Annotated in this window: 21 protein-coding genes and 1 pseudogene; 9 read left to right on the forward strand and 13 right to left on the reverse strand. The window is 63.5% G+C overall.

Annotation, left to right across the window (positions count from 1 at the left end; genetic code table 11):
* Nucleotides 1-67 precede the first annotated feature (67 nt).
* The 5 genes and pseudogenes from IWX62_RS14815 to IWX62_RS14830 all read right to left on the reverse strand — a co-directional run bounded on the left by IWX62_RS14815 (nucleotide 68) and on the right by IWX62_RS14830 (nucleotide 3,460).
* A complete protein-coding gene (locus IWX62_RS14815) occupies nucleotides 68-706 on the reverse strand; it encodes a TetR/AcrR family transcriptional regulator C-terminal domain-containing protein (protein ID WP_196842184.1) in 639 nt (212 codons plus the stop codon).
* 26 nt (nucleotides 707-732) lie between these two features.
* Entirely contained in the window at nucleotides 733-1,287 is a 555-nt protein-coding gene (locus IWX62_RS16355; protein WP_333483458.1) for a zinc-binding dehydrogenase, read from the reverse strand.
* Between the two features lie 138 nt (nucleotides 1,288-1,425).
* Nucleotides 1,426-1,830, reverse strand: a pseudogene (locus IWX62_RS16360) (alcohol dehydrogenase catalytic domain-containing protein); the annotation flags it as partial.
* Entirely contained in the window at nucleotides 1,827-3,290 is a 1,464-nt protein-coding gene (locus tag IWX62_RS14825; RefSeq protein WP_333483454.1) for a purine-cytosine permease family protein, read from the reverse strand. The pseudogene IWX62_RS16360 and the gene IWX62_RS14825, both read right to left, overlap by 4 nt.
* The gene (locus IWX62_RS14830) at nucleotides 3,287-3,460 is read right to left on the reverse strand and encodes a hypothetical protein (protein WP_196842187.1); all 174 of its coding nucleotides are present in this window, start codon (nucleotides 3,458-3,460) and stop codon (nucleotides 3,287-3,289) included. Before IWX62_RS14830 ends, IWX62_RS14825 begins: the two co-directional genes overlap by 4 nt.
* Nucleotides 3,461-3,576: 116 nt before the next feature.
* Here IWX62_RS14830 and IWX62_RS14835 point away from each other — a divergent pair, with 116 nt between their 5' ends.
* Nucleotides 3,577-4,374 (forward strand): nitrilase-related carbon-nitrogen hydrolase, encoded by a 798-nt coding sequence (locus tag IWX62_RS14835; protein WP_196842188.1) that lies wholly within the window; start codon nucleotides 3,577-3,579, stop codon nucleotides 4,372-4,374.
* 122 nt (nucleotides 4,375-4,496) lie between these two features.
* Here the strand turns inward: IWX62_RS14835 and IWX62_RS14840 are convergent, their stop codons facing one another.
* The 3 genes from IWX62_RS14840 to IWX62_RS14850 form a co-directional block, all read right to left on the reverse strand.
* A complete protein-coding gene (locus tag IWX62_RS14840) occupies nucleotides 4,497-5,075 on the reverse strand; it encodes an HhH-GPD-type base excision DNA repair protein (RefSeq protein ID WP_196842189.1) in 579 nt (192 codons plus the stop codon).
* A 68-nt stretch (nucleotides 5,076-5,143) separates the two neighbouring features.
* Nucleotides 5,144-6,190 (reverse strand): NAD(P)-dependent alcohol dehydrogenase, encoded by a 1,047-nt coding sequence (locus IWX62_RS14845; protein WP_196842190.1) that lies wholly within the window; start codon nucleotides 6,188-6,190, stop codon nucleotides 5,144-5,146.
* A 97-nt stretch (nucleotides 6,191-6,287) separates the two neighbouring features.
* Nucleotides 6,288-6,860: an MOSC domain-containing protein gene (locus IWX62_RS14850; RefSeq protein WP_196842191.1), complete on the reverse strand. Its 573-nt coding sequence runs from the start codon at nucleotides 6,858-6,860 to the stop codon at nucleotides 6,288-6,290.
* 61 nt (nucleotides 6,861-6,921) lie between these two features.
* Between IWX62_RS14850 and IWX62_RS14855 the strand changes: the two genes are divergently transcribed.
* The 6 genes from IWX62_RS14855 to IWX62_RS14880 all read left to right on the forward strand — a co-directional run bounded on the left by IWX62_RS14855 (nucleotide 6,922) and on the right by IWX62_RS14880 (nucleotide 12,103).
* On the forward strand, nucleotides 6,922-7,383 hold the full coding sequence (locus tag IWX62_RS14855) for a Fur family transcriptional regulator (protein WP_196842192.1): 462 nt from the start codon (nucleotides 6,922-6,924) through the stop codon (nucleotides 7,381-7,383).
* A gap of 121 nt (nucleotides 7,384-7,504) precedes the next feature.
* Nucleotides 7,505-7,756, forward strand: a complete 252-nt coding sequence (locus IWX62_RS14860) for a hypothetical protein (protein WP_196842193.1) — start codon at nucleotides 7,505-7,507, stop codon at nucleotides 7,754-7,756.
* A 55-nt stretch (nucleotides 7,757-7,811) separates the two neighbouring features.
* Nucleotides 7,812-8,477 (forward strand): SDR family NAD(P)-dependent oxidoreductase, encoded by a 666-nt coding sequence (locus IWX62_RS14865; RefSeq protein WP_196842194.1) that lies wholly within the window; start codon nucleotides 7,812-7,814, stop codon nucleotides 8,475-8,477.
* Nucleotides 8,478-8,512: 35 nt separating this feature from the next.
* Nucleotides 8,513-8,983 (forward strand): GNAT family N-acetyltransferase, encoded by a 471-nt coding sequence (locus tag IWX62_RS14870; protein ID WP_196842195.1) that lies wholly within the window; start codon nucleotides 8,513-8,515, stop codon nucleotides 8,981-8,983.
* Between the two features lie 139 nt (nucleotides 8,984-9,122).
* Entirely contained in the window at nucleotides 9,123-11,021 is a 1,899-nt protein-coding gene (locus tag IWX62_RS14875; RefSeq protein WP_196842196.1) for an alpha-amylase family glycosyl hydrolase, read from the forward strand.
* A 35-nt stretch (nucleotides 11,022-11,056) separates the two neighbouring features.
* Complete coding sequence (locus IWX62_RS14880) at nucleotides 11,057-12,103, forward strand: LLM class flavin-dependent oxidoreductase (protein ID WP_196842197.1); 1,047 nt, start codon at nucleotides 11,057-11,059, stop codon at nucleotides 12,101-12,103.
* 381 nt (nucleotides 12,104-12,484) lie between these two features.
* Here IWX62_RS14880 and IWX62_RS14885 read toward each other — a convergent pair whose 3' ends face one another.
* Nucleotides 12,485-13,585 carry an SDR family oxidoreductase gene (locus IWX62_RS14885; protein ID WP_196842198.1) on the reverse strand — a complete coding sequence of 367 codons (1,101 nt, stop codon included), beginning with the start codon at nucleotides 13,583-13,585 and terminating at the stop codon, nucleotides 12,485-12,487.
* Nucleotides 13,586-13,781: 196 nt separating this feature from the next.
* Between IWX62_RS14885 and IWX62_RS14890 the strand changes: the two genes are divergently transcribed.
* Nucleotides 13,782-14,447: a response regulator gene (locus IWX62_RS14890; protein WP_196842217.1), complete on the forward strand. Its 666-nt coding sequence runs from the start codon at nucleotides 13,782-13,784 to the stop codon at nucleotides 14,445-14,447.
* Between the two features lie 221 nt (nucleotides 14,448-14,668).
* Here the strand turns inward: IWX62_RS14890 and IWX62_RS14895 are convergent, their stop codons facing one another.
* Nucleotides 14,669-16,342, reverse strand: a complete 1,674-nt coding sequence (locus tag IWX62_RS14895; protein ID WP_196842199.1) for a GAF domain-containing sensor histidine kinase — start codon at nucleotides 16,340-16,342, stop codon at nucleotides 14,669-14,671.
* A gap of 137 nt (nucleotides 16,343-16,479) precedes the next feature.
* On the opposite strand from IWX62_RS14895, the gene IWX62_RS14900 reads away from it, so the two are divergent.
* Complete coding sequence (locus IWX62_RS14900) at nucleotides 16,480-16,929, forward strand: pyridoxamine 5'-phosphate oxidase family protein (protein ID WP_196842200.1); 450 nt, start codon at nucleotides 16,480-16,482, stop codon at nucleotides 16,927-16,929.
* Here the strand turns inward: IWX62_RS14900 and IWX62_RS14905 are convergent.
* The 3 genes from IWX62_RS14905 to IWX62_RS14915 are packed head-to-tail and all read right to left on the reverse strand — an operon-like array spanning nucleotide 16,880 to nucleotide 19,283.
* Entirely contained in the window at nucleotides 16,880-17,767 is an 888-nt protein-coding gene (locus IWX62_RS14905; RefSeq protein ID WP_196842201.1) for a universal stress protein, read from the reverse strand. The genes IWX62_RS14900 and IWX62_RS14905 overlap by 50 nt on opposite strands.
* Nucleotides 17,764-18,828, reverse strand: a complete 1,065-nt coding sequence (locus IWX62_RS14910; RefSeq protein WP_196842202.1) for an NAD(P)-dependent alcohol dehydrogenase — start codon at nucleotides 18,826-18,828, stop codon at nucleotides 17,764-17,766. The genes IWX62_RS14905 and IWX62_RS14910 overlap by 4 nt, the downstream gene beginning before the upstream one ends.
* Nucleotides 18,825-19,283: a universal stress protein gene (locus tag IWX62_RS14915; RefSeq protein WP_196842203.1), complete on the reverse strand. Its 459-nt coding sequence runs from the start codon at nucleotides 19,281-19,283 to the stop codon at nucleotides 18,825-18,827. Before IWX62_RS14915 ends, IWX62_RS14910 begins: the two co-directional genes overlap by 4 nt.
* Nucleotides 19,284-19,320 lie beyond the last annotated feature (37 nt).

The raw sequence follows: 19,320 nt of genomic DNA on the forward strand, positions 1-19,320 counted from the left end.
CCCAACTCTCCGCAACCCCGCTGAGGGTTGAGATACAGCCGATATAGGTACTAATAAGTCGGCGAAGCTAACTATTCGACGAGGGTGTGGGGGCATTCAGCTTTCGTTCCAACTCAGCGATGACGGCTTCAAGCCCGAGGGCAAAGGCATCATCCTGCCGGTGGGAATTTTCACGAGCGGCCAAGGCCCGCCACAAAGCCGGGTGGTTTTGTTCTGATGGTTCCCAGGGCGGTTCGGGTGAAGCTGCATCAATCGCAGAACCAAGAACCAACAGATCGACAAGGGATAAGGCGTCCAGGAGAAGCCCCTTCGGGAATCCAGCTGATTCGAGAATCTGGGCAAGAGTTTCGTAGATTTCCAGGGTTGGCGCATCGTCAACAGATTCGCCCACGAGAGCTGGAATGACCATCGGGTGGAGTCCCATTGCATGGCGATAGCTGATCGCCCAATGGCGGGTCTGTTCTTGCCAACTGCCTTCGCCGCGGGGGAAGTCCCCCCGGTCATGGGCGTCCTGGCTAATGAGGGCGCGAATGCCTTCAATGATTTCAGCCCTTCCTCCCTTCACATGGTGGTACAGGGAGGAAGGACTGACTCCTAGCCGCTTGGCCAACTGGGGAATAGAGAATTCCTGTTTTTCATCGAACCGCTCCAGGGCCGCCCGAAAGATCTTCCCCGGGGTAAGGATGAGGGTGCTTGGCCTGGCCATCGGGTTCCTTTGTGGTTGGAGAGCGGCTAGAACACTATGACACTACGTGCCCGCTCCCCCCGCCGCATCGCGTCAAATGCTTCATTGACGTCGTCAAGGCTTATGCGGTCTGAGATCAACTCGTCCACCGGAAGCTTTCCCGCTAAGTACAGCTCGGCCAACCGTGGGAAATCCCGTCCCGGGACAGTTGACCCATAATTGGATCCGACGATCCTGATTCCGCCTTCAGCCAGGGCTAACCCATCAAAATTGATGGTCTCGTCTGCGGGAGGCAGGCCAACCAGGACCGCAGTGCCTCCACGAACTAGCAGTCCGGGCAGCGATTCGATCGTTTCCTTCCGGCCGATCGCTTCGAAGGCATAGTCAGCTCCCCCGCCAGTGATCTCACGGATCGTTTGCTCGGTCGTCGGTCCCGCGGTCACCGTGTGGGTGGCCCCGAAGCGTTTCGCGATAGCGAGCTTTTCCTCGCTCAGATCAACGGCAATGATCGGGGTAGCTCCGACCAGGTTCAGTCCCATAATGATGGACAAACCCACCCCGCCGGTTCCAACGACGACGGCTGACTGACCAGCAGCTACCATCGCATCGTTTACTACGGCCCCCACCCCAGTGGATACGGAACACCCCAGTAATGAGGCAACTTCAAAGGGCACCTCTGAAGGGATCTTAACTGCAGCCGATTCGGGAACCACCGCGTACTCGCTCATTGACCCGACCGCCAGGTATGGAAACACTGGGGCACCGTTCTCTGACAGTGGCGTACTCCCGTCCGGCAACACGCATTCCTCCGAGCGACTACCTGTGCAGACGAAGGCCCGTCCCGAGAGACAGGCGGTACAACGCCGGCACGGGTAGAACCAGCTGAGCACTACATGATCTCCAACAGCCACGTCCTGGACGCCCTCGCCGATAGCCTCGATAACACCCGCGCCTTCATGGCCCATCACGGTAGGGGACGGCATCTCCCATTCGCCGTCAAGGACGTGCCTGTCCGAACCGCAGACGCCCGACGCGCCGAGTCGTACGAGCACCGTCCCGGGTCCGGGCTCTGCCACGTCAACCTGGATGATCTCCAGGGCTGATCCATTGCCTCGGTGCACCGCGGCACGCGACCTGATGCTCATGAGGGAGACCTCTTCGCAACGCTGGGTTCCGCCAGGTCGTAGCCGCCCATTCCACGGCGTTTGTAGAGCACGACAGCCAGTATCCAGTACACGATCCCGCCGACCACAGCGGCCGGCAAAGAGGCGGAGATGACGTTGAAGGCGGGTTGGGTCTCGAGGGTGACTGGGTTGTAAATCCACAGGTAGAACACGGCGCCTGCGATCACGGCTGCGATCCCTGCCCAATTGACCCCTCCGGGCAGATGGTAGGCGCTCTTCGCGCCGGGGGCATAAAGCTCGGACAAGTCGACGTGTTGCTTCCGCAAGATGAAGTAGTCAACAATAATTGCACCACACATCGACGCGAGGAATGCCCCACTCAGCGTGACAAACAAGACGAATCGTTCATACATGAACTGCGGGAAAAACGCCAGCAACGCAGGCAGGACGAAGAAGCCAGCACACAGCCATTTCCAGTGCAAGCCGGTGAGCAACTGACCGCTGGACTGCCTGAGGGCCAGCACCGTTGAGTAGACGATTGAGGACATGCTGGTGATGTTGGCGAAACAGATAAAGAGGAGGATGAACGCACCAAGAAGCGGCCCCCCGAAGGGGATCATCCACACAGTGGGATCCGAGTCACCCAAAGTCAGAGCCGCACCCATTCCAACAATCTGCGCCAGCAGGGTGGCGATGAGCAACCCGCCGTAGGCAGGCCATATGGCAGCCTTGGGCGACTTGGTCATCCGGGCAAGCGAGCCCATCACCGGATACCACGAAACGCCGACCGCAACGTTGAACTCAACGGCGATCATAAAGTTGAGCTGGGGGTCATCGAACGGCGCGAGAGGTGCCGCTTCCAGCAGCGCCACCCAAGAGGTGTTGAGAACCAGAAAGACCATCAACAGTGCGGTAATGATCAAAAGCCCGGGAGCAATGAACTTATTCAGACGGCCAATCGTGATGGGCCCACGGGAGAGGATGTACCAGGCGACGGCGAGCGCCACGAGCGCTCCCAGAATCACCATTAGGCCGTACTCATCGAACTCGATACCGGTAGCTACGCTTGCTACCTGGGTTGTAGCCCGGCCAACCATGATGCCCAGCAGGGACGACCATCCCATCTCAGTGATCAGGACAACGGTAAAGACCAGCGCTCCAACACCGACCACTCCGAAGACCGGCCGAAGAATGGTGTACTGCTCCACTCCGTACCGTTGGCTGGCCACAGTGCTCGCGAGCACCATAAAACATAAGCCCACCGCGTTGCCGATGATCATCGCGGCAATACCCTGTTGAAAACCAACAAACGATGCGGTTGCTCCGCCCACGAGGAACGCCCACGTTGCAATTGCGAGGGCCACATTCACCCAGCTAAAGTCCAAGGCGGTCCATACTCGCTCAGATTTAAGCAGGGGAAGGGACCCGAAAGTATTGGCGTTCTCTACTTCCTCAGCAGCAGTGCTCTTCGATCTATTCACAGAACCATCACCAGCACTCCGAGCAGGCTGATCACTACAGTGGCGCCCACATACACGGCCAGGTCCTTATGGCTGAGCGCACGTCGCGCCGGGTCAGCGGCTTCGTCTGTACGAATTTCCTCGATGCGACGGTGCAATTCCTGTTGCACCCGGGTGGAATCTCTGACCATGACGGCCTCCTCAGCAAATAATCGAATATCTTTCGGTTTCAAGGATCATAAGAGCCCCTAAGCTGAGACGTTGTCAATAGAATTGGTGAAAGCTACCAAAATGTGAAGGAGTTACCGTGGCTCGGATCGGCGTCTGGCAGGCTACCGGAAAGGTAGCCAAGACTGAAGAGAATCTGGCTCGTTTGGATCAGATGGCAGCTCACGCAGCCCGTGAGGGGATCGACGTCGTCGTCACACCTGAGCTATTCGCGACCGGTTACGCGCCAGCGCGGATGTACACCTCAGACGGCAGGGACGTTCGCGGGCAACTGGCCGACATTGCGCGACGCCGTCACATTGCAATCGTCGGGTCCAGCGTCGATAACGTGGACGGTCAGCGGTATATCAGTGCGTCGTTTTTTGACCCCGAAGGTTCCGAGTTGACCCGCTACCGGAAATCCCACCTGTTCGGGCCGGAAGAGAAATCAGTTTTCCGTTCGGGTGCTGACTCGCCTCGGGTGTTCACCTACGCTGGCCTGCGCTTGGCGCTGGGAATCTGCTACGACGTCGAATTTCCAGAGTTTGTCAGAGCCGCAGCGCGAGCCGGTGCTGACGCGTTACTCGTCCCTACCGCGGTCCCGTTCACGGGCAACGTTGACGGGTTGCCTGCAGACCGGACGTACAACGCGGAACGCATTTCCACCATCATGGTTCCCTCCCGCGCCATGGAGAACGGCATCTTCGTTGCGTACGCCAACCACGCCCCGCCCCACTTCACTGGTTTGAGCTGCATCGCTGGCCCGCACGGAAATGTGTTGGCGGAGGCTCACCGCGACGAAGGACTGATCGTGGCAGAAGTCGACGCAGAGGAAGTGCAACGTGCACGCCGCATCAACACGTACTTCGATGACGTGAGGGACGAGTACCCAGCCTAGGTCGTTTCCTCGGCATTTTTCAGGCCCCACCCCCTGCGCCGAAGGGTTAGCTCCGGCGGGTTGGAGCGCCTCTAAGTCGCCCGATCTAACTGTTCGGCGGAGGGTGTTCGGCGGAGGGGGGGCTAGGGCTTCGCCTTGGCGGCCGCCTTCGCCGCACGCTTGGTCTCGCGCACCTTGGTCAGCGACTCCGGGTCTACGATGTCAGCGACGGATCGGAAACTGCCCTTTTCACCGTAAGCCCCGGCGCTCTTTCGCCAGCCGTCGCCGTCGTACCCGTATTGCTTGCCAAGCAGAGCGAGGAAGATCCTGGCCTTCTGTTCGCCAAACCCTGGCAGCGCCTTCAGCCGCTTGAACACTTCAGCACCGTTGGGGGTGTCCCGGGTCCAGATCTGGGAGGCGTCGCCCTCCCAGTCCTCAAGCAGGGTGGCACACAGGACCTGGATGCGCGCGGCCATGCTCCCCGGATAGCGGTGCACGGCGGGCGGGGTCCGACACAGCTCCGCGAACGCATCCGGATCCTGCCCCGCGATCGTCGCAGCATCAAACATCCCGAGCCGGTCCTTGATCTTCGATGGCCCGATGAACGCGGTCTCCATCGCCACCTGCTGATCCAGCAGCATCCCGATCAGCAGAGCGAGCGGATCCTCGGACAGCAGCCGGTCGGCGGCGGGATCATCGGTGATATTCAGGTGCGCAGTCATAACCCCGAGTTTAACGCGAGAACCCCCGGCGGGAGTAGCTCCAGCCGGGGGTTCATCACCACTAAGCGCTAGTTCAGCGTTGAGGTGTCAATGACGAAACGGTAGCGGACATCGGAGGCGAGGACGCGCTTGTACGCTTCGTTGATCTTGTCGGCGGAGATGACCTCCACCTCGGCACCCAGGTGGTGCTCGGCGCAGAAGTCGAGCATTTCCTGGGTTTCGCGGATGCCGCCGATCAGGGAGCCGGCAAACGAACGACGGCCACCGATCAGGGCAAAGGCGTTGACGGGCAGCGGCTCGGCCGGCGCTCCAACGTTGACGAGCGCGCCGTCAAGGTCCAGCAGGCCCAGGTAGTCACTGATGGGGAGGGTGGCGCTCACCGTGTTGATGATCAGGTCGAAGGATCCCGCGAGCTCGGAGAAGGTGTTCTCGTCACTGGTGGCGTAGTAGTGCTTGGCCCCCAGGCGCAGTCCGTCTTCCTGCTTCTTCAGCGACTGTGAAAGCACAGTAACCTCGGCGCCCATCGCTGCGGCCAGCTTCACGGCCATGTGGCCGAGTCCGCCCAGTCCGACGACGGCGACCTTCTTGCCGGGTCCGGCACCCCAGTGCTTCAGGGGCGAGAAGGTGGTGATACCGGCGCACAGGAGGGGTGCTGCGACGTCGAGGTCGATGCCCTCGGGAATTCGGATCACGAAGTCTTCGGTGACGACGATGTGGGTGGAGTAGCCACCCTGGGTGATTGAACCATCGCGGTCCGTGGCGCCGTAGGTTCCTGTGTTGCCCTTGAGGCAGTACTGCTCCTCGCCGGCTTCACAGTTCTTGCACTCGCCGCAGGAGTTGACCATGCAGCCGACGCCCACGCGGTCGCCGACCGAGTGCTTGGTGACGTTGGAGCCGACCTCGGTGACTATCCCGGCGATTTCGTGGCCTGGTGCCAGCGGGTAGCTCTGGGGTCCCCAATCGCCGCGGACGGTGTGGATGTCGGAGTGGCAGATTCCTGCGAACTTGATGTCGATCATTACATCATCGGGGCCGACGTCGCGGCGCTCGATGGTGGTGGCGATCAGGTCTTCCGACGCGGATGGCGCTGCATAAGCGTTGACGGTCGTAGGCATAGCTAAACTCCTGCAGATTGGGTTGCTGGAAAATTTTGGTTCCCCTGTCCCAACGTCAGCGGCCGACGATGTATTCCTCCCCCGGTCTGGAAAGTTGTCAGGGCAACCGTGATGGTCGTCGGATTGTGGCCTCCCCGGCACGCTCCGGTTCCAGGGGAACGGGGCTGATCAGGACCGCCGATCCACGGTGCAGCGTCCCATCCGACAGCGGCTGGCAGCGCACTCCCCCTCGGCCGCGCATTGCGGCGTGCGCTCCGGGAGCGAGCATCCGATCCATCCAGACGCACGGGTGTGCGGGACGTCCGGCCTTCAACCGCACGACGTCGTCGCGGGACTCCAGCTCAAACTCCAGACCCAGCAGCGGATGTAGCTGGGCGCCCCGCAGGATGACGTTCCGCCGGGTCAGCAGCGGGTCGAAGGGTGCCGCGGCCAGGTCAGCAGCGATGTCTTCCAGCGCCTCCACAGCCATAAGCGTCACTGCGGCGTCCATGTGGGCGGCCTTGCCGAAGAACCTGTCCCCCACGATCCCTTTGCCGGCCACCAGATTTACCCGGTCGGCGTCCGTCGTCGGAACGTCTGCGGCACCGTCGCGGGCTCGACCGAAATAGGCGTGCGCCGGGGAGACGAGAAGGTGCAGCACCTCGACGTCGTACCAAAAGCTCTCAGTCATCGCCTAAGGCTACCCCGGCCAGTTGTTTTGACTTAATCAAAACAACCCGTATGGTTGAGTCATGGCCACCGGCACTGACTCACACACCCACCCCGATGCTCTCAAGAGCACCATCAGGGGCTCGGGTTTGAAAGTGACGGCGCCCAGGGTTGCCGTGCTGGAAGTCCTTCAGCACGCTCCCCATTCGAGTGCCGAACAGGTCTTTGCCGAGGTGCGCAAGACTCTGAGCGGAACGTCGGCCCAGGCCGTCTACGGGATCCTGGCGTCCTTCACCGGCGCTGGATTGGTCCGGCGCTTTGACCCACCCAACTCACCGGCCCTGTTCGAATGCAGGGTTGGCGACAACCATCATCACCTGTCGTGTGTTGGGTGCGGATTAGTCCAGGACGTTGACTGCGTCATCGGCGAGGCACCGTGCCTCACCCCCTCCGATGACTCAGGATTCACCATCTACTCGGCAGAGGTCACCTTCAACGGGCTCTGCCGCACGTGCCAGGCCACCGGCTCACCCGCTACCGGCTAAGTCACCGCTCCACCCCACAGGCCAACCGTCGCAGCAGTCCGCGATAGTTGCCGCCCACCATCACCACTTCAACGCTGAAACCGTTCGGCTCTTTTGCCGTGCCCAAAATTAGGAGATCCCCATGTCACTGTTGAACCGCACCGCCCCTGCCCACCACACCAACACCAGCCGGGAGGCCCCAGCATCCGCTGCCCGGCCACTCCCCCTGCTCGGTGGGCGCTACGTCACCACCCAGCCCTCCGGCACACCAGCCGAAGGCACCTACGTCACCACAAGGACTGGCGGTTCAGTCCGGGCACGCGGCACCTATGTAACCACCATCAACCGGTCCATCAGCGAACGGTCTGAGGGTCGCTACACCGACCGCAGCTAGGCCTAAAGCCCATGGGCCAAGGAATACATCAGCCCACTGAGCACTTGCACGAAGTATGACTACTATTGCAATCATCGGAGCAGGATCAGGACTGGGAGCCGCCGTCGCGCGCAAGTTCGGCGCAGAGGGGTATGCGGTGGGCCTCATCTCCCGCAATCAGGGGCGCCTTGATGCGCTGGCAGACGACCTCGCCAAGGACGGAGTCCATGCGAAGGGATTCACCGCGGATGTGAGGGACCCGGCGTCCATCGCTAAGGCCCTGGAACAGGTGACGGAAACCCTCGGCCCCATCGAGGTCCTCCAATACAGCCCGCTGCCGCAGAAGGATTTCATGCGCCCGGTGCTGGAAACCACGCCGGCCGATCTGGTGGGTCCCATCGAATTCTCCATCTACGGCCCTGTTGCCGCCGTCCACCAGGTGGTCCCCGGCATGCGGTTCCTCGGCGAAAACCGGGGCACCATCCTGTTCGTCAACGGCGGCTCGGCGGTCAAGCCGGGTCGCAACGTCACCGGCACATCGGTGGCGTTTGCCGGACAGGCCGCTTACGCCCAGCTCCTGCACGAGGCTCTCGGCGAGGAAGGCATCCAGGTCTCCCAACTGATCATCGGCGGACGCATCGTTGCCGGCGACCCCGAAAAGGACCCTGATGTCCTCGCCGGAATACTCTGGGATCTCCACACCAAGCGCAACCGCTTCCGCCATCAGGTCAGCGAAGACTAGAGCCCCCACCGCTATCGGCGGGCAGGAGAGGCACCATGATCCGAATCGAGCTCGACAACCCAGCGCGCGACGACGTCGCGCGGCTCCTGGACGAGCACCTTGAGGACATGTTTGCCACCTCGCCCGCCGAGAGCGTGCACGCGCTGGACCACTCAGCACTAGCAGGTCCGGACATCACGTTCTGGACCGCACGGGAGGGATCGACCCTGCTGGGCTGTGCCGCCCTCAAACGATTCTCCCCGCGCCACGGCGAGATCAAATCCATGCGGACCGCCGCTGAATCGCGGGGCCGAGGCGTAGCCACGCAGCTCCTCACCCACCTGATCGCCCAGGCCCGCCGGGTCCAGCTCGATGATCTGTATCTGGAGACCGGCACGCAGGAGTATTTCGCCCCGGCCCGGCGGCTGTATCAGCGCCACGGATTCACCGAGTGCCCCCCGTTTCCCGGGTACAGACTGGACCCGAACAGCATCTTCATGCGCCTGATCCTGCGCGAAGTACCGTAGGGTCCGCGGACGTCCGCCCACCCCAGCAAGAATCCTCGGCCCCTTCCTGAACACCATTATTGAGCCCGCACGCCGGCTACCGTTCCGCGGGATGAAAGGATAGGGCAGACAGCACCAATCAGCGGAGGGACGCCACGCCATGGACGAGCAGGTCGGCCAGCAGGCCCGGCAGCAGGTACTCGCTGCCCTTGCTGCCCAGCCGGGCGGGGTGGACGACGACGACGCCGCTTTCCGCCGCCGGTTCGACCAGCACTTCCCCGATCTGTGCCGGCTCTTCCATTCCCTGTACGGGCCGCAAAGCGACTGGCTGGACCACCTCACCGCCCTGGTCCTCGAAGCGGTCCGCTCCTGGCAGGAACGCCCCGCAGATCTGAAGGCCGTCGACGATGCAAAGGAGCAGGACAGCGGCTGGTTCCTCTCCAATTCCATGCTGGGCGGGGTCTGTTACGTGGACCGTTACGCCGAGAACCTCGACGGCGTCCGTGCACAGATCCCCTATTTCAAGGAACTAGGCCTCACCTACCTGCACCTGATGCCGCTGTTCCTCGCCCCCGAACCACATTCCGACGGCGGATACGCCGTCTCCAGCTACCGGGAAGTGAACCCGGCGCTCGGCTCCATGGAACAGCTCCGGACCCTTGCCGCTGACCTGCGGGCCAACGGGATTTCCCTCGTCGTGGATTTCATCTTCAACCACACCTCCAACGAACACGAGTGGGCACGCAAAGCGGCAGCCGGCGATCCCGCCTACAGCGACTACTACTGGATTTTCCCCGACCGCACCATGCCGGATGCCTTTGAACAGCACGTGCGGGAAATCTTCCCTGATGATCACCCCGGATCCTTTGTCCCCACCCCGGACGGACGATGGGTGTGGGCTACCTTTCACAGCTTTCAGTGGGATCTGAACTACTCCAACCCTGCCGTGTTCAGGGCGATGGCCGGTGAGATGCTGTTCCTCGCCAATCAGGGCATCGACATCCTGCGGATGGACGCCGTCGCCTTCATCTGGAAACAGCTCGGCACCACGAGCGAGAACCTCCCCGAGGCGCACATCCTGCTGCAGGCGTTCAACGCGGTCTGCAGACTGGCTGCACCGTCGCTCCTGTTCAAATCGGAGGCCATCGTCCACCCCGATGAGGTGGCGCGCTATATTAACCCGGCCGAGTGCCAGCTGTCCTACAACCCGCTGCAGATGGCGTTGATCTGGGAATCCCTCGCCACGCGGAACGCCTCGCTGCTCGCCCAGGCGCTGGAGCGCCGGCACACCGTCCCGGACGGCACCACCTGGGTGAACTATGTGCGCAGCCACGACGACATCGGGTGGACCTTCGCCGATGAGGACGCCGCCGAGCTGGGCATCAACGGGTTCGACCACCGCCGGTTCCTAAACTCCTTCTACGTCAACCGTTTCCCCGGCAGCTTCGCCTGCGGGGTTCCCTTCCAGGACAACCCGCGGACCGGCGACTGCAGGATCTCGGGGACGACGGCGTCGTTGTGCGGTCTGCAGGGCGGCGAGGCTGCCGCCGTCGACCGGATCCTGCTGGCCCACTCGATCACCTTCAGCACCGGCGGGATCCCGCTGCTCTATCTCGGCGACGAGGTGGGCCAGCTCAACGACTACCAGTACGCGCTGGAAGACGGACATGCCGCTGACAGCCGGTGGGTGCACCGCCCGCGGTATCCGGCGGCTCGGTACGCCCGCCGCCACGATCGCTCCACCCCGGAGGGCACCGTCTACGCGGGACTGCGCCGGATGATCGCGGTCCGGGCGGCCAGCCCCGAGTTGGCAGGAACCCGGCTGATCGACTTCTCGACCGGCAACCGCAGCGTGCTGGGGTACCAGCGGCCCGGCAAGCATTCAACGATTCTGGTGCTGGCCAACTTCAGCGACGAGCCACAGTCAGTGTCCCCGACCACGCTGAGCGGGTTCGCGCCCGACGTCGTCGAGATCCTGACCGAAACCGCGCTGCGGCTCGATGGCGGAGTCACCCTCACCCCGCGCGGATATCTCTGGCTGAGGGTCCGCGCCGGGTAGGGAATGCGGCGGGTTCTGAGCCGGTTGACCCGGATATGAAGCGAATAGGTTTTCTGTCTTTCGGCAACTGGTCCTCCGCGCAGGGGTCGCGCACCCGCACCGGTGGTGAGGCGTTGCTGCAGGCGATTGACCTTGCGGTGGCCGCCGAGGAGATTGGCATCAATGGGGCATCGTTCAGGGTCCACCATTTCGCCCGGCAGCACGCCTCGCCCTTCCCGCTCCTGGCCGCCGTCGCCGCGCGGACCAGCCGCATCGAGATTGGCACCGGGGTCATCGACATGCGCTACGAAAATCCGTTGTACATGGCGGAGGAGGCAGCGGCGGCCGACCTGATCAGCGGTGGCCGGCTCCAGCTGGGCATTAGCCGTGGATCACCCGAGCCGGCGCTCAATGGCGCGGCGACCTTCGGCTACGTCCCGGCCGACGGCGAGGACGCAGCTGACATGGCACGTCGCCACACCGAGGTCTTCCGTTACGGGATCACTGGTGCCGGTATCGCCGAGGCCGATCCCCGGATGGGCACCGGGCTGCTGCCCATCCAGCCGCACTCGCCGGGTCTCGGCCGCAGGATCTGGTGGGGTGCCGGCACACGGAAGACCGCCGTCTGGGCCGCGGAACAGGGCATGAACCTGATGAGTTCCACTTTGCTGACCGAGGACACCGGCGTGCCGTTCGATGAGTTGCAGGCCGAGCAAATCCAGATGTTCCGCGACACCTGGGCGCAGCAGGATCACGGGTTTGAGCCACGGGTCTCGGTCAGTCGCAGCGTCATCCCCTTGGTCAGCAATGAGGACCGCCAGTACTTCGCGTTGAGTGCGCTGCGGGACACCCGCGATCAGGTGGGAGTGCTCGACGGCGCCTTGTCGCGCTTCGGGAAGAGCTACATCGGCGAACCGCATGTCATTGCTGAACAATTGGCAAATGACGCTGCGGTTCAGTCGGCGGACACCCTGATGCTGACCATCCCCAACCAGTTGGGCGTGGACTACAACGCACAGCTGCTCCAGAACGTGGCTGCCTACGTGGCCCCGGCCATCGGGTGGCGGCGTTGCTCACAGCTCAAGGAAACTGCCGGGCGCTGACTCAGGGGGCGAGGTTTTTCGTCGAAGGGTCCGCGGCGAGTCCTCCCCTTTGACGTCCGATCCGGGGTGCGACATACACGGGAGTCTTCGTCTGAGACGAATTGGTGCTACGCGGTCGACGTCGTTCAAGTGCGCGTGCCCAGGCCCGGAACCCGAGGGCACGGGCCATGTTGATCACCGCCAGCAGTAGGCACGAATAGTAGCCCCACCTGACGGCGCGTGCGGCCGGACGGTGGAGCGGAATCAACGCAGCAGTCCACCACACAGGTAGCTGAGGTGCGCGGTTTCTTCTTCTATCGCCGCAGCCGCCTCAGGGCAGCATCCCTGTCCTTCCGAGGCTCGGCTAACCACAGCCCGAGCGCAGCTGCCCCCAGGCGATCCTCAGGGAATGAGCTTCTCGGCCCGGTAGCGTTCGAACAGGTCGGTGAAGGCGTCGAGGGTGCGGCGGTACCCGGTGAACCCGGCCACGCGGCTCTTGCTCATATCCGCGACCACCTCAAGGTTGCGGCCCAGATCACCGTCCGTGTGCCACCAGGACGCTACCCGATCCAGGCGTGGTTCGGCGAGGTTCTTCGCGGCAACAAGCTGCTCCCACTGCGGCCCGGCGCCAGCCATCTGGACCTCGAGCGGGCGTGGCTCGTCAGTGAATCCTTCGGCCTCTACCCCGAAATATGCGGCGAGCTGCTGCCACATCCAACGCCACCGGAACACGTCGCCGTTGACCACGTTAAAGGCCTCGTCCGCGCCGCCGGGCGAGGTTGCAGCCCACACCATGTGGTCGGCGAGGAGACCGGCGTCGGTCATGTCGGTGAGGGAGTTCCATTGGGTTTCGGAACTGGGGAAGGTGAATAGCTGGCCGGATTCCTTGCACAGTGCAGCGTAGGCGGCGAGGGTCAGGCCCATGTTCATCGCATTGCCCACGGCATGGCCGATCACCGTGTGCGCGCGGTGCACCGACCACGTGAACCCCTGTGTTGCGGCGGCCGCCCACAGTTCGTCTTCCTGCGCGTAGTAGAAGTTGTTGACCGGCAGCCGGGGTTCCTCTTCATGGAACGGGGTGTCCGGCATGTCACCCTCGCCGTAGGCTTCGAACGGCCCGAGGTAGTGCTTCAGCCCGGTCATCAGCGCGACGTGGGCCACCGGCTTGCCGGCGAGCGCCTGAAGGAGGTTCCGCAGCATGGCGGCGTTCACCGTAATGTTCCCTTCCTCGGTATCCTGGCGTGCCCAGGCGGTGAAGAACATGTGGGTGGGCGACTCGGCGGCGAGCGCCTCTCTCAGCGACTGGGGCGAGGACAGGTCGGCGGGAACGTAGCGGACGTTGGCTTTGGGTGTTCCTGCGCTGCGCGACATGGCAAGCACCTGCCATCCCTCGCCGGCGAGCTTCTCCACCAGGGCTGACCCCGCGATGCCGGTGGCGCCGACCACCAGGGCGGTGCCACTGCCCGGATTTTCCAGCTGGGGTGTTAATTCGTTGTGACTCATTGAGCGTTCTCCTCGCGTTGCAGACACGGCTGACCCGGGGCCACGGTCGTGAAAATGGTGGATTGTCCTATCTACGGCAAGCCACCCGGGCGGCTAGTAATTCCGAGCCCTCCATCGGCGACCGGGTCTTATGGCACTGCCGATGCGGTGTGTCGCAGCCGATGATTGAACAACTAGCGAATGATGAAAGACGATGATGACTTCAGATACGGCAACGACGCATCACCCGGTGACTGTCTTTTTGCTTGATGACCACGAACTGGTCCGGCGCGGACTCCGCGATCTCCTGGAGGGCGAAGGCTTCGCGGTAATCGGCGAGACTGGCTCGGCGGTTGAGGCAGTCCGCCGCATTCCCGCGCTTGCCCCCGATGTCACCATCCTGGATGCCCGGCTTCCCGACGGGAACGGCATCGAAGTGTGCCGCGACGTGCGGTCGGTGGATCCGTCCCTGCAGTGCGTCATTCTCACCAGCTATGACGACGACGACGCCATCCGGGGCGCAATCCTGGCCGGTGCGGCAGGCTACATTCTCAAGGAGATTGTCGGCTCGGACCTGCTGGAGAAGGTGCGCCGCGCGTCAAGGGGCGAAGCGCTCTTCGACGAACGGGTCAAAGCTAAAGTCATTGCCGGCTTGACCGCCGTCCAGCCGGAGGATCCCCGGCTGTCCGGGCTGACGGTGCAGGAGAAGAAGGTCCTCGCCCTGATCGGGGCCGGGATGACCAACAGAGAGATCGGCGCGGAGTTGTTCCTGGCCGAGAAAACGATCAAGAATTATGTGTCGTCGGTGCTGGCGAAACTGGGATTCCAGCGCCGCACCCAGGCGGCCGTCTACATTTCCCGTCCGGCGAACCCGAACCGCTAACGCCGCAGCGCCGTCGTTGCTCGTCGCCGTCAGCGCCGTCCATGTCATACGGGGCGGCACACGCTCTGTTATTCGTGGCCCATTCCGACCTCGGTGGCCGGCATTTCCACCCGGATTGACCAGAGTGACCCTGAGTCCAGATTGCTCACCGTGGCGAGGGTTTGCGGGCCCAGGATGGGCCAGCGGGGAGGATTCGATACCCCCAGCGGGCATCCCAGGGCTCAGGCGAGGGGCAGCGACACGTCAATTGCGGTCCCCTTGCCGGGGGACGACTCGATGGTGATTTCTCCCCCGAGTTCCTGTGCCCGCTGCTGCATGTTCCGCAGACCGCTGCGCCGCCCGTTCTGCTCAAATCCCTGCCCGTTATCGACGATCCTCAAATTGACGCACTGTTTGCCTACGGACAGGGACACCATGACGGTGGTGGCAAGAGCGTGCTGCAGCGCGTTGGAAAGCGCCTCGCGGAGGATGGCTTCCACCTGGCTGGCGGTTGCCTCCCGGACAGCAGTGTCAAGCGGCCCCGAAAAGTGGATGACCGGTTCAAGGTCCGAGCCGTCGAGGACTTGACGGACCAACGCGAGGATCCGCGAGCTGAGCGCCGCTTCGCTGTGAGTCGCCGATTGAAGCGAATAAATCGTGTCGCGCAGTTCCCCGATCGTCGCATCAAGCTCGGTAGTCACCGAGGCGATCCGGGCGAGGGGTTCATCCCCCACCACGTGCTTGCGCAGGCTTTGGATGCTCAGCCCGGCCGCGAACATGCGCTGGATGACCAGATCGTGCAGATCCCTGGCGATCCTGTCGCGGTCACCAAAAACAGCGTCCTGCTCGCGCTGAATCTGCATCTGGGTCAGTTCCAGAGCCGTCGAAATCTGGGAGGCGAAGGCTGCTGCCATGCGCTGGTCCACCGGTGAGAACGGCGGATCATCCCTGGTCCGGGCGATCACCAGAAACCGGGCGTGCGCCCCACGGTCAGTGATTCTCGTGCAGAGGGCAGCTTCGAAGACATTGGCCTCGTGGGTAGGCAGCACGTTGCGCAGTTCGTCCCCGTTCAGGACTGCCGTATCGCCGAAGGGCAGCATCATGGTGCGCAGCGCTGAGCCGTTGCCCACCAGCCGACCGTGGAGGTCATCGCCATCCAGTCCGAGCGCCACTTCGCAGTAGAGCGATTCGTCGGGCTCCAACCGGGTGAGGACGAGCACCAGAGCCGATCCGGAGGCGGCTTTCGCGTGCTCCGCGACAAGTTCGACGTCGCTGAGGCTGCGCTCCGGTGACGTGTTCAACAGTGCACGGACGGCGTCCTGGCCACACTCCAGCCACCGGGACCGCCGGGTCTCCGCTTCGTAGAGCCGCATATTTTCGATGGCGACGCCGGCGGCCGCCGCGAGGACCACCGTCAGGTCTTCGTCGGACTGACTGAAATCGCCGCCGCCGGTCTTCTCCGTGAGATACAGGTTCCCGAAGACCGTGTCCCGCACCCGGATCGGTACACCGAGAAACGATGTCATCTGCGGGTGTCCCGGGGGAAACCCGGACGCCGCCGGATGCTCGCGCAGGTCTTCAAGGCGAAGCGGCTTAGGCTGGCTGATGAGCAGGCCAAGCACTCCATGCCCCACGGGCAGTGCACCGATCCTGGCGATCTGGTCCTGATCCAGCCCCACCGTGATGAAGTGGCTGAGGGCGCCGTCGGCACCGATGACGCCGAGTGCGGCGAACCTGGCGTCGACCAGCCGGCATGCTGCAGCGACCACCCGTTCCAGGACGGTCTGCAGGCCCTGGTTCTCGGCGATGGCCGCAAACCCGGCAAGGAGGTGGTCAACACCGCCGGGAACGGTCGAGCCGATCGGGGGAGGACCGTCGTCGGGATCGGTTACCTGGGTGGTTGGTGCGGGACTCATTGTGCGACTCCAGTGAGTTGAACCCTGACCTTCAATTCCTGATGGTGCTGAATACGAAGGCGCCTACACGCGCTAAACCCTGCGGATTAGGTCTTCTGGCCCTAGTAAAACGGGCCGTCCGACCATATCGTCGGGCTATGGACTCCGACACTACACCTACATCCATTTTACCCGCCCACGCCTGCTGGGAGTTGCTGCGGGGTGCCGCCTACGGGCGTCTGGTCCTGTGCATCGACGGGCAGCCAGAGATCTTCCCGATCAACGCTCAGGTGGATCACGGCACGCTGGTTTTCCGCACGTCTGAGGGATCGAAGCAACGGGAGGCCGAGGGTGCGCTGGTGGCCTACGAGGCAGACGGCGTGCTGGCCGACGGTTCCCGGGCCTGGAGTGTAGTCATCAAGGGGACGGCGTCAACCATCCAGCGCACCGCTGAACTGATGTCGACGATTCACCTCCCCCTGCACCCGTGGGAGCCGGGCAGGAAGGACCGGTTCATGCGGATTGTCCCGGCCAGCATCACCGGACGGAGCTTCGAGGTTACGCCCGTACCGTCAGCGCAGAGGATTCCTGCGGCGAGCGACGAGTGACCACCAGGGTGGGACACTGAGGATCGAGCAGGAGGGTGTGCGTCACCGATCCCAGCAGAATCCCGGGCCGGGCGCCACGCCCATGCCTGCCGATCACCAGCAGATCGGCGTCCGCTGCGTGAAACAGCAGAGACTGCACAGGGGTCCGTTGGTCATCGATCTGGCGCGCGATCGTCACCTGCGGATACTGGCCCCTGATGTCCTCGAGCGCCGACGACGTCGAATGTTCGGCAGGGCCGCCGGGAGCATCAGTTGCGTTCGCTGAGGTGACCACTGTCAGCTGCCCCCCGGATCGGCTGGCTTCGGCCGCAGCCACCCGCAGCGCGGCTTCGGACTCCAACGAGCCGTCCACACCCACCACCACCGTGGCGTTCCCGCTACGGGGTTCGCGAGGAAGGACCACCACGGGGGCAGCGCTTCCAAGGGCGGCCTGTTGACCGACTGACCCAAGGTACTCGCCCGTGTGTCCATCCACCCGATCGGCTCCGACCACAAGAAGCGAGGCGTCCTCGGAAAGGCTCACAAGCGCGTCCACAATGTCTCCGCTGTGCACGTTGGCGGTGACGTGGGCGCCGGGGAACTCGGCGCACACCAGACGGGATTCGTCGTCGAGGATAAGGCGGGCCGCGGCGATCAGGGTTCCATAGGGCGTACCCCCCGCCTCCACAGGGAGAACCAGTGACTGGTCGGGGATCGCGTGCAGCACGGTCACGTGCTGTCCAGTGATCAGGCTGCGCTGCACCGCCCAACGCAGCAGGGCAGGGCCGGTGGCCCGATCACGGAACGCGACGATGATAGGCCGATCCGGCGCGAGCAATAAGGTGAGGGTATCGGTCATGTGGGATCGCCCGCGGCGTGCATGGGGTCCGGGACAATGACGGCGCGGCCCCGCAGGGTACCGGCACGGAGCCTTTGATATGCGTCGGGTGCGTTGCTGAGGGGAAATTCTTCCACTTCGACGTGGATCTTCCCCGCCCGAGCCAACTCCACCACCTCCATCAACTCTGATCTGGACCCCCAGTACGGTGCGCGGGCGGCGGAATCCCACGGGGTGGAGAAGAAGCCGACGTCGACCGTCCCGACTCCGACGCCCACAATGGCGATCTCGCCCCCCACTCCGACCACCCGAGAAGCGAAACCGGTGGTGACCGGCGCGCCGACAAAATCGAACACCACCGCCGCTCCCTTCCCAGCCGTCAGGGAGCGGATCTGTGCTTCAGCATCGTCGCCTGGCAGCATCGCGTAGTCAGCACCAACCTCAAGCGCCAGTTCAAGTTTCGACTCCGCTGAGTCGATGGCAACAATCGTTGCCGCGGTCAGGGCCCGAAGAATCTCAACCCCCACATGGCCCAGCCCGCCAACGCCGATCACGACCGCCGTCGAGCCTGGAACCAGTTTCGGCAGGCTTTGCTTGATGGCGTGGTACGGCGTTAGCCCGGCGTCGGTGAGAGACACGCTGGCCACCGGGTCCAGGCCTCCCAGCGGGACGAGGTGGCGGGGATCATCGATCAGCAGGAATTCCGCCATGGCGCCTGGAGCGCCGAGCCCCGGGGGCTGGATTCCCCGCTCGGCCGCCACCTCGCAATAATTCTCCTTGCCCTGGGAGCAGGTGTAGCAGCGGCCACACCCCCACGGACCATACACCAGCATGGCGTCACCGACCTGAAGTCCAGTCACCCCGGCACCCCAGGACTCCACGGTGCCGGCCCCCTCATGCCCGAGAGTCAGCGGCAGACCATAGATGTACTGGTCCGCAGGGAGGTCCATGATGAACTGATCCGAGTGGCAGACACCCGCCGCGGTGACGCGGAGAAGGACCTCCCCGGGACCTGGGATGGGGGTGGAAATGTCGACGAGTTCAGGGGCCGCCCCGACCGTGAGGTACTGCAGCGCCCTCATCCGCGGTCCCCGGGCATTTCCCCGGTCGAACCCTCAACCACGAGGACGGGGCATTTCGCGTGTGCCACACAGGCGCCGCTCACCGATCCCATCAGCAGCCCCCTGAAGGTGCCGTGCCCGCGACGTCCGAGAACCAGCATGACAGCTCCATCAGCCGCCTTGACCAGTCCTTTGGATGGGTGGGAGAAAACCACGACCTTCTCCAATCCCTGGGGAGGATCATCCCCGAAAGCGGACTCCACCGCGGCATCGAGGTGTTTGTGGGTTATCTCCTCAAAATTGTCGCTACCCATCGGCACATAACCGGCATATTCAGGCGGGTAATCCCAGGTGCTGACCGCCTGGATCACCGCGTCGAATGGTGGGGCTAGTTTCCGCGCGAAACGTAGTGCGGCGATTGATTGTTCGGAGCCGTCAACTCCGACGACGATGCGGGGTGTGGTAGTTGCTTCCATGGTGTGCCTCCCGAGTCAGCGCGGCGAGGTTGCAGCT

This window comes from Arthrobacter sp. CAN_A1 (genome assembly GCF_015751665.1).
Classification (GTDB): domain Bacteria; phylum Actinomycetota; class Actinomycetes; order Actinomycetales; family Micrococcaceae; genus Arthrobacter_D.

Coding starts and splice junctions, on each gene's coding strand:
- IWX62_RS14815 (WP_196842184.1), bottom strand. CDS start 706: ATGGCCAGGCCAAGCACCCTCATCCTTACCCCGGGGAAGATCTTTCGG.
- IWX62_RS16355 (WP_333483458.1), bottom strand. CDS start 1,287: ATGGTAGCTGCTGGTCAGTCAGCCGTCGTCGTTGGAACCGGCGGGGTG.
- IWX62_RS14830 (WP_196842187.1), bottom strand. CDS start 3,460: ATGGTCAGAGATTCCACCCGGGTGCAACAGGAATTGCACCGTCGCATC.
- IWX62_RS14840 (WP_196842189.1), bottom strand. CDS start 5,075: ATGACTGCGCACCTGAATATCACCGATGATCCCGCCGCCGACCGGCTG.
- IWX62_RS14845 (WP_196842190.1), bottom strand. CDS start 6,190: ATGCCTACGACCGTCAACGCTTATGCAGCGCCATCCGCGTCGGAAGAC.
- IWX62_RS14850 (WP_196842191.1), bottom strand. CDS start 6,860: ATGACTGAGAGCTTTTGGTACGACGTCGAGGTGCTGCACCTTCTCGTC.
- IWX62_RS14855 (WP_196842192.1), top strand. CDS start 6,922: ATGGCCACCGGCACTGACTCACACACCCACCCCGATGCTCTCAAGAGC.
- IWX62_RS14860 (WP_196842193.1), top strand. CDS start 7,505: ATGTCACTGTTGAACCGCACCGCCCCTGCCCACCACACCAACACCAGC.
- IWX62_RS14865 (WP_196842194.1), top strand. CDS start 7,812: ATGACTACTATTGCAATCATCGGAGCAGGATCAGGACTGGGAGCCGCC.
- IWX62_RS14870 (WP_196842195.1), top strand. CDS start 8,513: ATGATCCGAATCGAGCTCGACAACCCAGCGCGCGACGACGTCGCGCGG.
- IWX62_RS14875 (WP_196842196.1), top strand. CDS start 9,123: ATGGACGAGCAGGTCGGCCAGCAGGCCCGGCAGCAGGTACTCGCTGCC.
- IWX62_RS14880 (WP_196842197.1), top strand. CDS start 11,057: ATGAAGCGAATAGGTTTTCTGTCTTTCGGCAACTGGTCCTCCGCGCAG.
- IWX62_RS14885 (WP_196842198.1), bottom strand. CDS start 13,585: ATGAGTCACAACGAATTAACACCCCAGCTGGAAAATCCGGGCAGTGGC.
- IWX62_RS14890 (WP_196842217.1), top strand. CDS start 13,782: ATGACTTCAGATACGGCAACGACGCATCACCCGGTGACTGTCTTTTTG.
- IWX62_RS14895 (WP_196842199.1), bottom strand. CDS start 16,342: ATGAGTCCCGCACCAACCACCCAGGTAACCGATCCCGACGACGGTCCT.
- IWX62_RS14900 (WP_196842200.1), top strand. CDS start 16,480: ATGGACTCCGACACTACACCTACATCCATTTTACCCGCCCACGCCTGC.
- IWX62_RS14905 (WP_196842201.1), bottom strand. CDS start 17,767: ATGACCGATACCCTCACCTTATTGCTCGCGCCGGATCGGCCTATCATC.
- IWX62_RS14910 (WP_196842202.1), bottom strand. CDS start 18,828: ATGAGGGCGCTGCAGTACCTCACGGTCGGGGCGGCCCCTGAACTCGTC.
- IWX62_RS14915 (WP_196842203.1), bottom strand. CDS start 19,283: ATGGAAGCAACTACCACACCCCGCATCGTCGTCGGAGTTGACGGCTCC.